The sequence below is a fragment of the Campylobacter showae genome (genome assembly GCF_900699785.1).
GTDB lineage: Bacteria > Campylobacterota > Campylobacteria > Campylobacterales > Campylobacteraceae > Campylobacter_A > Campylobacter_A showae_D.
In genome coordinates this window covers 1,556,354-1,568,377 of record NZ_LR535679.1, presented here as the reverse complement: position 1 = coordinate 1,568,377, position 12,024 = coordinate 1,556,354, and the positions used below count along the sequence as shown (strand labels likewise).

11 protein-coding genes are annotated in these 12,024 nt (G+C 48.8%); all 11 read right to left on the bottom strand.

The window, feature by feature from the left end:
* Nucleotides 1–22: 22 nt before the first annotated feature.
* Nucleotides 23–328, bottom strand: a complete 306-nt coding sequence (locus E4V70_RS07825; protein ID WP_122862563.1) for a DUF5339 family protein — start codon at nt 326–328, stop codon at nt 23–25.
* Between the two features lie 49 nt (nt 329–377).
* On the bottom strand, nt 378–827 hold the full coding sequence (locus E4V70_RS07820) for a hypothetical protein (protein ID WP_232037848.1): 450 nt from the start codon (nt 825–827) through the stop codon (nt 378–380).
* 329 nt (nt 828–1,156) lie between these two features.
* Nucleotides 1,157–3,598: a molybdopterin-dependent oxidoreductase gene (locus E4V70_RS07815; protein WP_122862562.1), complete on the bottom strand. Its 2,442-nt coding sequence runs from the start codon at nt 3,596–3,598 to the stop codon at nt 1,157–1,159.
* 339 nt (nt 3,599–3,937) lie between these two features.
* Complete coding sequence (locus tag E4V70_RS07810; protein ID WP_122862561.1) at nt 3,938–4,513, bottom strand: hypothetical protein; 576 nt, start codon at nt 4,511–4,513, stop codon at nt 3,938–3,940.
* A gap of 207 nt (nt 4,514–4,720) precedes the next feature.
* The gene (gene luxS / locus E4V70_RS07805; RefSeq protein WP_122862560.1) at nt 4,721–5,236 is read right to left on the bottom strand and encodes an S-ribosylhomocysteine lyase; all 516 of its coding nucleotides are present in this window, start codon (nt 5,234–5,236) and stop codon (nt 4,721–4,723) included.
* Nucleotides 5,237–5,486: 250 nt separating this feature from the next.
* Nucleotides 5,487–5,978 (bottom strand): flavodoxin FldA, encoded by a 492-nt coding sequence (fldA, locus tag E4V70_RS07800; RefSeq protein ID WP_009492535.1) that lies wholly within the window; start codon nt 5,976–5,978, stop codon nt 5,487–5,489.
* Between the two features lie 11 nt (nt 5,979–5,989).
* Complete coding sequence (locus E4V70_RS07795; RefSeq protein ID WP_122862559.1) at nt 5,990–6,706, bottom strand: UDP-N-acetylmuramate--alanine ligase; 717 nt, start codon at nt 6,704–6,706, stop codon at nt 5,990–5,992.
* Nucleotides 6,707–6,709: 3 nt separating this feature from the next.
* Nucleotides 6,710–7,030, bottom strand: a complete 321-nt coding sequence (locus tag E4V70_RS07790; RefSeq protein WP_002949171.1) for a DUF2325 domain-containing protein — start codon at nt 7,028–7,030, stop codon at nt 6,710–6,712.
* 260 nt (nt 7,031–7,290) lie between these two features.
* Nucleotides 7,291–9,078, bottom strand: a complete 1,788-nt coding sequence (locus tag E4V70_RS07785; protein ID WP_122862558.1) for a M3 family metallopeptidase — start codon at nt 9,076–9,078, stop codon at nt 7,291–7,293.
* Between the two features lie 8 nt (nt 9,079–9,086).
* Nucleotides 9,087–10,481 (bottom strand): C4-dicarboxylate transporter DcuC, encoded by a 1,395-nt coding sequence (gene dcuC / locus E4V70_RS07780; RefSeq protein WP_122862557.1) that lies wholly within the window; start codon nt 10,479–10,481, stop codon nt 9,087–9,089.
* 293 nt (nt 10,482–10,774) lie between these two features.
* The gene (locus tag E4V70_RS07775; RefSeq protein ID WP_122862556.1) at nt 10,775–11,920 is read right to left on the bottom strand and encodes a toxin-antitoxin system YwqK family antitoxin; all 1,146 of its coding nucleotides are present in this window, start codon (nt 11,918–11,920) and stop codon (nt 10,775–10,777) included.
* Nucleotides 11,921–12,024 lie beyond the last annotated feature (104 nt).

The following is a 12,024-nucleotide window of genomic DNA, read 5'->3' as shown; positions in this document are numbered from 1 at the left end:
AATAAGCCAAAGCGACTTAAATTTACTTTATCGATCCCATCATTTTTAGCATATTTTCAAGCTCTTTTACCTCGGCTATGCCTTGGTTGCACGTAGATTCTTGCTCCTCTTTGCTCATCTTTTTTATGCTCGCGTAGTCGGCCTCAAACTCTTTTTTCGTTGCGGCAGCGTCAAAGTCCTTTTTGCCCTGAGCCTCCGCTTGTTTTGCCATCGAATCGATGAAATCGTAAGAAACCTTTTTGTACTCCTCGCAAGCAGCAGGCATCTCAGCAGCCGCAAGCTGTCCGGCAAAAGCGCAAAGCGCGACGAAAAGCAGTGATTTTTTCATGTTTATCCTTTTTAAAAAATGCGGCGTATGATAGCAAAATTTAAATAAATTAGCCTTGACGCGCGATAAATTCGCTAAAAGATATCTCGCGGGCGTTAAATTTAACTCCGAGCGAGGCGAGTTTGTCTTGCAGCAGCAGCGCCGAGTCCTCTATGCCGCTAAAAAGGCAAAGCGGCAAATTTCGCGCCCTCTCTTTAGTCGCCGCAAAGCTCTCGTCCTCAAAAAATTTCTTTAAAAACACGAGCGTTTTTGTCTTATCTGCGCCCAGATCCTCGATGAAAACGCTGAAATATTTATATTCGGGCTCCTCGCGCGCTTCATCTTCCCGCGCGTAGTCGTCCGCCAGCTCGCGGTAAAATTCGTTGTTTAAATCAGCAATCGGCGCGATCGCCTCAAGCGAGCAAGGGGCCTCAAGCGCGGCAAGAGCGGTTAAAATTTCTTCAAATTTGACGGATACGAAAGAAAATGGGCTTAACCGAGAGATAAATTTTACGTTCAAATTTTACGCTCCCGCTCAAACGGATGCGGCGCCTGACTTCGTCAGCACGAAAATTTAGGCTCGCCTTCGTATCGCCTGAAATTTTCGGCGCATATGTTTTCGCTAGAAGCGCAAAATTTCAGCAAAAAGCAATGTTTGTTGAAATCGGCTGATTGCAAATTTGAGCGCAAAAATACAAGACGAGACGACGCGCCGCCCAAAAAACGTAAGCGGAAGTATCGCGGAGCAGATTTGCTTGTTTTGAAATAAAATTTGAGCGTGCGCTAGGCATATAGCCTGCGGAGCGAAAATTTTACGAGATCAAGCAAAGATGCCCGCGAGACGACGCGCTACAAAGATTGCAGGATTTTTGGTTTTGAAAACGCCGTTATCGGCCTAATCTCCCCCTTAAATCTCTCAATCTGCGCTAGCACGGTGTGAGCCGAGTTGCTTTGCGCGAGACTTGACGTGCCTTTATCAAATGTTAGCACGTTTACGCAGCCGTGCTGGCAGAGGCTCTTTTCGCCCCATTTTTCAGGATCATACCATGCGCCCTCGCAGATAGCTACGACGCGCTCAGGCACGATGTCGGTAACTAGCACGCCCGCTAGTATCTCGCCGCGGTCGTTAAATACGCGCGCAACGTCGCCCGTGGCTAGGCCGCGCTCTTTGGCGTCTTTTGGATTTATTAGCACCGGCTCTCTGCCGCTAACTTCGGCGAAATTTCTGATGATAGAGTTGTTTAGCTGGCTGTGCAGGCGGTAGCGAGAGTGCGGGCTAACGACGTGTAGCGGGTATTTTTTCGTCGCGTTGCCTAGCCACTCTTTCGGCTCTATCCACGTAGGCATCGGCGGGCAGTCGGCGTAGTTCATCTTTGCGATCGTCGGCGAGTAGATCTCTATCTTACCCGACGGAGTGCCTAGTCGGTTTTTGGCAGGATTTTCGCGGAAGGCAGCTAGGCGCGTATAAAGCTCGGTTTCCGTGTTGTCTTTTTCAAACCTCACGTAGCCTTTTTCGTAAAATTCCTCAAAGCTAGGCATGCTCAAATTTAGCCCCTTGGCCTGCTCGGCCGCGTCGGCGTAAAATTCCTTCATCCAGCCTAGCTCGTCCTTGCCCTCGCTAAATACCTCGCCTCTACCCCAGCGTTTGCAAATTTGCTCGCAGATCCAAAAGTCGCTCTTGCTCTCGCCCATCGGCTCTATCGCCGGCCTATAAGCCACGATGTATTCGCCCGTAGCGCCCGTTTGGTTGATGTCGTTTCTCTCGACCTCGATAGCTACCGGTAGCACGATGTCGCTAAATTTTGCGGTGCTAGTCCAGTACGGCTCGGCTGTGATAACGGTGTCAAATTTACGCCACTGCTTTACGATGTTGTTTACGTCCTGATGGCGCGTAAACATCGAGCCAGAGGCCATGTATGCCACTCTCATGTGTGGCAGCTTGATCTTAGTGCCGTCGTAGTCGATCTCTTTGCCCGGATGCTCTAGCGCCTCGATGCTGCGAGAGGACGGGATAGTGATGTTTTTAGTCGTTTTCCACGGCGCGCCGTCTACGTTTTCGTACTTCTCGTCGATACGCGTGCTTAGGCCTTTTAGCACCGGAGCAATCTTGTCCGTAGCGCCCGCAGAGCCGTATCCTAGGCTAAACTCAAACCCAAGCCCCTCTTTACCCACGTGTCCTAGCATCGCGTTTAGCACCACTAGCGCCCAGAAAGGCTGCTCTCCGTGGTCGGCTCTTTGTAGCGCGCGGCCGATCAGCACGGTCGTAGGCTCTTTGGCTAGACGCGTCGCAAACTGCGCTATCGTGCCCGCAGGTACGCCGCAAATTTTGCTCGCCCACTCGATATCTTTTACGACCTTGTCCTGCGTGCCGAGGAAGTAGTCTTTAAATTTATTAAATCCGACCGTGTATTTTTTGATAAATTCCTCGTCGTAGAGGTTGTTCGTAAACAGATAATGGCACATACCGATGATGAGCGCGGTGTCGGTATTTGGGCGCACGATGACGTTTTCGCTGCCGTAGTAGCGCGCGGTGTCGTTTATCATGACGTTTACGCTATAGGTTTTGATACCCGATTTTTTAAGCTCCTGCATACCTACGTAGCCGTCGTGAGTCGGAGGGACTGATGAGATTTGGTTGGTTACGATAGGATCCGTGCCCCAAAATACCACGTTTTTAGCGTTTTTGACGATAGCTTTCCACTTCGTCGGCGCGTCGTAAACCGCGCTACCGCCTAGCACGTGAGGCATGATGACTAGACCCGCTCCGGTCGAGTAGTCGCCGCTTTCTTCCACGTAGCCGCCAAGCACTTTTAGCATCCTGTGCGCGACCGTACGACCCCAGCTGACCTTACCGCTGCCGCCCCACCAGTAGCACTCGCCGTAGATCGCCTCGGCACCGTATTTGTCGAAGTTTTCTTTTAGAGCCTTTGCAGCTAGATCAAGCGCGACGTCCCAGCTAACGCGCACGAACTCGTCTTTACCGCGCAGTTCGCTCTTTGCCGCGCCTTTTGCTTTTAGGTAGCTTTTGCGCACCATCGGATAGAGCACGCGGTTTTCGTTCTGCACGGAATCAGGCAAACTATAGTTCATCGTATTTGGAAATTTATCGCCCTCAAAATCGCTAACAGAAACGATCTGCGATGAGTTCAAATTTGCCCAAAACGGACCGAATCTGTTTGCGCCGAACACTTTTTTGTTATCAAAAATCGTCTGTTTGACGCCCTCTATCCTACTAGCCTGCGCAGCCGTAGCCGCCAAGGCCGAAAATTTGATGAAATCTCGTCTTTTCATCGGTTTCTCCCTTATTTAATTCTCGCAGGAGCAAGCCCCCGCACCTTGCGCTTGCAGTCGCGAAGTCGCAGACCCAAGCAAAGCCAAATCGCCGATACTTGCGATCGGCGATTTGGCAACTCGTTTTCCGTTATTTACTTTTAAAACCCATATTTTATTAGCGGCGCTCGCTTGTTTTTGCAATGTGGTTGTTTAGCGAGCAAGACGCAGCAAATTTAAGCCGGTAGCGTTAAATTTGCCGCCGTAAAACATAAAATCCAAATTTAAAGAACAAACGTCGCTAAATTTTACGCTTCAAGCGACGAGCAAATTTAGCTAGGCGCTAGTCGGACTAAATCCCTATTCTACGGTTTTTGCGTTATGCTGTAGGTATTTAACGATCAAATTTAGCTCCGTCTCCTCTAGTGAGACGTAGTTCGTATCGATCATCGACTGCAAATTTGCCGGCCACTGAGCCGCCGTAAAGCTGTTTGGCTCGTGCAAGCGGTGGCATGCCGAGCAGGTCTCTTCGTATTTTTGCTGAGCCTGTTTGTATAGCGCGTTTGCGTCGCTACCTAGCGCGTCTGCGGCGACTTCGTACGTGCCCTCGACCTCATACCAAAGCTCGCCGTAGTCGTCCTCGACCTCTTTTATTTTCTTAAAATTCGCCTCGCTTTCGGCATCAAAAACCGTGAAAATCTCGGCATTTTTGACGCTTCGCTGTATCTGAGCCAGGTAGTTTGCCGAAACGGCGCCATTTACCTTGATTTTAGCCTTTGCGCCGTCTTTGGAGACGACCTCGACCGGTGTTAAAACCTCGATCTTGCCGACCTTTTTACCGTCTAGCGATATGTCGGTCGTCTTTGTTAAAACCTCGGCATTTAAGCTTATCGCAGCCGCACAGGCAGCGATCAAAACGAATTTAAAATTTTTCATCGCACTTCCTTAAGAAAAATTATTAATGTAATTTTATAAATTTACGGCTTAAAATTATATCGCTATATTTTATTACGAAGCGGGTTTTGTATATTAAAAGAGTAAAATTTGAAGTAATAGCGCGGCAAACCGGGCCGAATTTGAGCTTTGCTCAAATTTGCCGCAAGAGTAAAAGCCGCGCAAACGGCGGCTAAATTTAACGAGCGATTAGTGCTTTTTAAGCCCCATCGCAGCGACGTCTAGCGCGATCTCTTCGTTATCTATCGTGATTAGTCCGCGCTCTAAAATTTTGCTTGCGATCGAGTGCGCCTCGTCAAGCGAATGCATCTTGTACGTGCCGCACTGATATTTGTTAAGCTCGGGGATGTCTTCTTGATTTTTGACGCCCAGGATATCCTTCATCGACGCCGTCCATGCGGCCTTGACCGCCTCCTCGCTCGGCACGCCGATCACGCTCATATAAAAGCCCGTTCTGCAGCCCATCGGCGAGATGTCGATGATTTCGGCGCCCTTGCCATTTAGGTGATCTCGCATAAAGCCCGCAAACAGATGCTCTAGCGTGTGGATGCCTTTTTCGGGCAAGATTTCTTCGTTCGGTTTGCAAAAACGCAAATCAAACACGCTTATATCGTCGCCTTTTGGCGTTTTCATCGTCTTTGCCAGACGCACGCCCGGCGCGTTCATCCTCACGTGATCGACGCAAAAACTATCTAGTAGAGGCATATTTTCTCCTTATTTTTAACATAAATTCGGCGTGATTTTAGCTAAATTTACTAAATTTTAGCTCAAATTTGAGTTGATTAAAAGCCCGCATTTGCTCGGCTAGCCATGAAGCGGTCTTGATAAAATTTGCGTAACTACCGTGCGCCAAAATCGCCTTAATACCGTAGCGCGGCAAAGTCAAATTTGATATAAAAAAGAGTTAAATTTGAAAGAAAAATCGGGCAAAAAGCCCGACTAGAAGTATTAAATTTTAAGCAAAATGAGGTTTAATCTGCTCTATCCAAGCGCTGATTCTAGGCTCGGTTTTTTCGCTTTCGTTATCGGCATCAAGCGGCAGACCGACGAATTTACCGTCTCTTACGGCTTCTGATTCGTCAAATTTATATCCGTCCACGGACACTGCACCCACGACGTTTGCGCCGGCTTTTACGACCTCATCGTAAAGCTTGCCCATCGCGCCGCAAAAGCTATCCGCGTAGCTCTCCGCATCGCCCGTGCCAAATATCGCAACCGTCTTGCCGCTAAGCTTTAATCCGCCGAAATCAAACGCGTCCCAGTCGTCTTGAAGGTCGCCCGTACCCCAGGTCGAAACGCCCAAAATCAGCTTGTCAAAGCCGTTTAGCTTAGCCGCGTCGCAGTTTGCTACGTTTAAAAGCTCGTTTTCTAGCCCCAAATTCTCGGCTAAAAAGCTCGCCGCCTCCTCAGTATTTCCCATACTGCTTCCAAAAATGATACCTATCATTTAAATTTCCTTTAAAAAATATGATGACTTATCGTGTAGGGCACCAGTCGCAGCGATCCGCCGCGTCCGCACTCCCGTCTGACCTCGATGTAGCGCGAGAAATTCGCATTTCTCGGAGCTACGATAAACATCCTGTCAAACTCTCCGCCGCTAAGCGCCTCAAAGCCTCTAGCGATCTCGCAGTTAGCCAGATGAAACCGCTCTTTGGTTATCTCTTTAAAGCACGGCATAACGCCAAAAAGCTTGCGCCCGCCCTGCTCGGCAAAGATAATCCCGTCTTGAAAATAAACGTTTTTATCAAAATGTTTGGCGCGTATTTTATCATAAACAAACTGAGAAAACATTATGTCCGCGTCAAAACATATTCCGTTTTGGGATTTTAGCATGAGGATTAGCTTGGCGGCCGGGTGTTTGGGGGAGACGGCTAGCGGCGGAACGGCGTCGAATTTGCCCGTTTTATAGGCGCAGATGACGGCGTTTGAGGCGATACAAAAGCTTGAAATTTTACTTCGGCTAGGATTTTTAAACTCGCATAGATCCTCTATGCGCTTTAAAAAAATTTCCTCCAAATTTAAGCCCGAATACGCATAAATAAGAGGAATTTTTAGCTCGCGACCTGCGCAACAGTTGTATAAATTTATAAAAATTCGGGCTTTATTTACCGCATCAAGCCCTGAAAAAATACTTGGAGTTATTTCTCCAATACCTGATAAAAAGCCGAATTTCATCTATTAGTCTTTTACCTTGCAGCATCCAAATTCCTTATCTAGCCCAAAGACTTTGCAATACTCGCTAAACACGCAGCTGACGCTTCTTTTGGCGCAAACGATCGGGATATTGCGCTTTTTAGCTTGGTTTTTTATCGTTTTCATCGTGTTGTGGTTTAAAAAACTGGTTAGCATCACGACGCACTCGGTATCTTGCGGGATCGGTTTGCGATTTACGCGGTTTTCGTTGCGCGCGTCCCAGTGTTCGATCGCTTCCGCGCCGAGGTCTTTTAGGACTGCTTTTATAGGCGTTATTTCGTCGGCTCCGATAACTAAAACTGACATTTCTGGCTCCTGTTTATTTGATTGTGATTATTATAAAATAGATTAGCTAAAAAATAGCTTAGTTATGATAGTTGTTATCAGTTAAGTGCAAATTTGTAACGCATGTCAAATTTTGTGAGGAAATTTTAAATTTGACTTACTCATTTATCTTTTAGAATCAAGAAACGGCGCTCAAATTTGACGAATAGACGACAAGAGCAAAAAGCTCGACGTTTTTGCTCTTAAATTTGGTAGAAAATAAATCAAATTTGGGTTCAATTTTACCCGTCCGATTTTGCCGCCTTATCAAGCTCCATCTGCTTTTCGAGCCGCTTAAACTCGTCAGCATAAATTAGCGCATTATCGACGCACTCGAGCCAAAACTCCAGCGTTCGCGCGTCCTTGCCGAAGTGCTTTTGTAGCAAAGCTTCAACGCTCATCACGCCGCACTCGCGCAAAAACGCCTTGTACGCGCCGATAAATTTATCGCCCGCGCGCCTAAACTCGCCCAGCAAAAACTGCGAGAGCAGGTAGCCGACAGTGTAGGGGTAGTTGTAGATGTATTGATCGGTTTTGTAAAAATGTAGCTTAAAGTATGGCAAAAAGCCCTCCGCGTCCTGCGTCGTATCGCCGTAGCGTCCACGCCACGCCTTTTGCATGAGCTCCTCTATCTGCGCAGCGCCGACCGCGCCCTTTAGCCTAGCCTTTAAAAAGGCGATCTCAAAATCAAACCGCACGCCGATGTGTAGCATGAAATTTGCCGCAGATTTTAGCTCCTGCCACAAGATGTCAAAGAGCAAATTTTTATCCGAGCTATTTTTTCGCAGATAGTTTCGCAGTACGGCTTCATTAAAGGTGCTAGCAGCCTCGGCTAGCGTCATCGGAAACTGCGTTTGCAGCGCGGGCAAATCGCGCATGATCCAGTAGTGCCACGCATGTCCGAGTTCGTGCGCTTGCTGGATCATATGCGCCTGCGTGCCCATATAGCTAGAAAATACTCGCGGCTGACGAAATTTATCAAACCTCGTATAAAACGCGCCGCCTGCTTTGTTTTCGCGCACCTGTGCCTCGATCCAGCACTTCTGCAGCATCATTTTGATAAATTCTGGTATCTCCTCGCCAACCTCGCCCAGAGCCTCGCAGATCGTCTCTATCGCCCGCTCGTAGGAGATCTCCTCCGCGCTAGTAAAAGGAGACGGCGCGAGCAGATCGCGGGCGTAAATTTTACCCTGCGGGAAGTACTTCGCGCGCAGGCTCACGCACTCTCTGATCTTGTCTGATCTGCGATCTAGCGCCGCAAACATCGCCGTTACGGCCTGCTCGCTGATCTTGTTTTGCTGCAGGCTAGGCGTGAGGATATCCGTCCCCGCCGCCCTAAATTCGCTCAGCCTAAAGCCCTGAAGCAAATTTAAAACGTCGGCGTACAAGCTCGCGTGCTTACCGTAATGATCCGCTAGCCCCTCAAACACGCTCTTTCGCAGCGCGGTATCTGGCGAGCCCTTTAAAACGCCCACGCATTTTGAGAGATTATAGACGCTTTTTACGCCCTTTTTATCGGTAGCCTGCACGGCGATGAGGTTGTTTAGATGTCTAAATACGCCGTAAAGCGGAGCGAAACTGCTAGCCGCCGTATCCTCGTAAATTTTACGCTCCTTTGCGTCAAATTTTGCCCGCCAGCTACTTTTTCGCTCATCGTAAAGAAATTTTATCCGCGCAAACTCCTGCGTTTGGCGCGCGGTATCGGAGGGATCTAGCGCATCCATCTTTTCAAAAATGATCTCTTTCGTCCGCTCAAGACGCAAAAATTTCTCCCTGATTTTCGCCTCGGCCGCACCTGCTCGCTCGTCTTTGGCGTCGTCGCTTGATTTGCAGCGGCAAAATGCGAGCAAGGAGTTTGCCTCCTCAAAGCCGCGCTCGTATGCGTTTATCAGCAAATTTAGCCCGCCGCTAGAGCCCAGCAGCCCCTCTATCTCGCCTAAAATTTCGTCCAAATTTGAGAGTGCATCCGTAAATCTCGCATCGTCAAAGTCGCCGTACGCGTCCTCAAACGTCCATCTAGGAAGCTCCATTTTACGCCTCACAACGAGAGTAAAAATACGAAAATATGGTGGCTAAGCAGGCCCAAGACCGCCGGCACGCTGCAGCGTTTGACGATATCGAGCGGACTGCACTTTAGCATGCCCGCTATCGCGACGACCACGCCTGCGACGGGTGAGAGAGGGCGAGCGATAGTCGAGGCCTGATGCATCGGCAGCACGAGCATCACGGAGCTCACGTTTAGCTTAGCCGCGATATGCGGTACCATCTCGATGAGCGGGTAGAAGCTTGCGCCGTTTGAGCCGGAGATGATCGTAACAAGCGTCGTGATGACGACGAAAAGCACCGACATGCCAAAGCCGCCAAAGCCAAGCGAATTTGCGAGCTTAACGATACTATCGAGCATGCCTAGAGCCTTAAAGCCTTCTGCAAATACGCCCGCTGCGATGATAAGGATCACGACGCCGCTTAGGCTCTTGCCCATCGCTTGGAAAAATACCTTGACTCCCTCGGCAATCGGGTCAAATTTAAACCTATGCCTGACCGCCTCAAAAAGCATCGCGATGACGACTGATAGGATGATGATAGCCGAGATATCAAGCTTGATAGAGGCGATGCAGTACTGCGAAAATACGACCACTAAAATCATCGGCAAAAACGGCAGTATCGCGTAAATTTTAGGCGCGGCGGTCTGCGGATTTTGCACTGCGCCGTCAAATTCCATTACTTCGCCCACGTGCTCGCTGCACACCCAGCCCTCTTTTTTATCCAGATATCTGTTCCAAAAAACGAGCGCGATACCCATCACGATCGAGGTCGGAAGCGCAGCAGGGATCTTATAGACGAAAACATAGTCAAGGATACTAAGCTGCGTAGCCTTCGCCGCAGCAGCAGTCGATGCGCCGATGAGCACCATCGAGGCGGCTCCCGACATCGCGCAGATCGAGCCTACGGTGAGCTTGTTTAGTCCAAGCGAGATGAGTACGGGCCCTAGCAGTGCAAGACACAGCACGCCAAGGCCTACCGCGCTAGTGATGACCATACTGATGAGCTTAGCCACCGCAAATGCGACGAATACCATGACGTATGGGTTTTTGATCCTAGCAAAGCGCTTCGTAGCGATAGAAACGAAAGCGTGGTTCGCGCCGATATGCGTCATATAGCTCGCAAAACCCACCATAAACATGATGATAAGGCCTAAATTTGCAAATCTGTTTGAGAACATATATCGTATAAACTCGATGATATTTAGGTAGGCGTTGCCCGTCGCTACGGCCTGTTTAGGCATAAAATTCCCCGTGCCTAGCGCGACCGAGCAAATCAACATAAAAACGCCCGAAAGAAAAAGCACGAGCGGCGCGTACTTACCCCGCACTATCGCCCAGCCCACGATAAACAGCACTACCGTGCCGATAATAATACCTGTAGCAGCCATATTTTGCTCCTTTTTAGTGTTTTTGTGTATTAAATCCAGAGCAAATTTTACTACAAATATTGATATATTAAGCTAAAATAAAAATTATTTTTTAATTTTTTTAGACTACTATTATTTTATGTAACTTTGATTTTTATTAAAATTTTAGACTAATGCGGCGTGTTTAAGATCAAATTTAACGTCTTGTATGTGCTTAAAATTTAAAAAAGCTATAAAGCCAAATTTTACCAAAGCGCCGAATTTAAGCCGTATAGATCAAATTTGGCTCCACTTAAATTTAAATTTATCCAAGCTCAATCCCGCGGAAGTCCGTTTTTATCGGACTTGTCGCTGATTAGCTTACCCGCTTCATCGTATTTTTTGGCGCGGATGAGCCTGCCTCGCTCAAACTCCCCCTCGGCCTCTAGTTTTCCGTTTGCGTAGTAGTGGCGCGCCTCGCCGACCTCCAGCCCGTCCTCAAACATCACTCTGGCTTTTAGCTTGCCGTTTTCGTGATACTCCTCGTACAGCCCGTGATAGCGCCCGTCTTTAAACATTACTTTTGCCGCCGGCGCCCCGCTCTCGTAGTAGTCCAACCCCGCGCCCGTTTGGCGGCCGTCTTTGTACTCGTATTCGCCTCGTAGCTTGCCGCTTGGGTAGTATTCGCGCGCTACGCCGTCCTTTTCGCCGTCTTTGTAATTTTCTACCACGCGCGTTTTGCCGTTTTCGTAAAATCGCTTCCAAGCGCCGTTTTTACGGTCGTTTTTGTATTCGCCCGTCTCCTCCAAGGCGCCGCTTTCGTAGTACCATTTTTCCGCGCCTTCTCGCTTACCCTCTTTGTAGGTTCGCACGCCGCGGATTTTGCCGCTTTTGTAGTAGTCGATATCCTCGCCGTTTCGTAGCCCGCCGACGTATGGGCTGCGTGCGCTAACCTCGCCGCTAACGTAATAGTCGGTAAATACGCCCTCTCGCCTGTCCGCCTTGAAAAAGCCCTCCTGCTTTAACGCGCCGCCCTCGTCAAAGTAGTAGCGGCGGTAGCGCCCGTCACGGACGTCATTTTTGTATTCGCTCTCGCCCATCAGCGCGCCGCTATCTGCGTGGTAGTGCTTTGCCGTGCCCTCGCGGACGCCGTTTTTTAGGGGGTATTCGTTTGAGGGTTTGTCCCTACCGTCAAAATAGTCTCGATATCGCACCGCCGTGCCGCCCTGCACATCTATCTCGCGTATGAGCGTGGGCGGCAGAGGTTTTAGCCTCGGATAGACCATGCCCATCGCATTTACGTCATATAGGTCCTCGACGCTGTATCGAAGCATCTTTAGCGTGCCGTCGTAGAGCTTGCCTTTTACGTAGTAAAGCCCGTTTTTTAGGCTCGCTTCGGGCTTCATTACGATTTTTGGCTCCAGTGCCTGCGCACCGATCGCTAGAAGCGGAAGTAAAAATAGAAATTTTAGGATTTTCATGGTTTTTTCTGTTTTGTTTGATTTGGGTAATTTTAAAATTTAAAGCTAAATTTAAGATGAAGGCGCGATTATTTTTATTTTGGATGAGTTAAATTTAAGGGCTC

Bases quoted from the DNA above. Each gene is read 5' to 3' on its own strand.
- E4V70_RS07825 (WP_122862563.1), bottom strand. From the start codon at position 328: ATGAAAAAATCACTGCTTTTCGTCGCGCTTTGCGCTTTTGCCGGACAG.
- E4V70_RS07815 (WP_122862562.1), bottom strand. From the start codon at position 3,598: ATGAAAAGACGAGATTTCATCAAATTTTCGGCCTTGGCGGCTACGGCT.
- E4V70_RS07810 (WP_122862561.1), bottom strand. From the start codon at position 4,513: ATGAAAAATTTTAAATTCGTTTTGATCGCTGCCTGTGCGGCTGCGATA.
- luxS (WP_122862560.1), bottom strand. From the start codon at position 5,236: ATGCCTCTACTAGATAGTTTTTGCGTCGATCACGTGAGGATGAACGCG.
- fldA (WP_009492535.1), bottom strand. From the start codon at position 5,978: ATGATAGGTATCATTTTTGGAAGCAGTATGGGAAATACTGAGGAGGCG.
- E4V70_RS07795 (WP_122862559.1), bottom strand. From the start codon at position 6,706: ATGAAATTCGGCTTTTTATCAGGTATTGGAGAAATAACTCCAAGTATT.
- E4V70_RS07790 (WP_002949171.1), bottom strand. From the start codon at position 7,030: ATGTCAGTTTTAGTTATCGGAGCCGACGAAATAACGCCTATAAAAGCA.
- E4V70_RS07785 (WP_122862558.1), bottom strand. From the start codon at position 9,078: ATGGAGCTTCCTAGATGGACGTTTGAGGACGCGTACGGCGACTTTGAC.
- dcuC (WP_122862557.1), bottom strand. From the start codon at position 10,481: ATGGCTGCTACAGGTATTATTATCGGCACGGTAGTGCTGTTTATCGTG.
- E4V70_RS07775 (WP_122862556.1), bottom strand. From the start codon at position 11,920: ATGAAAATCCTAAAATTTCTATTTTTACTTCCGCTTCTAGCGATCGGT.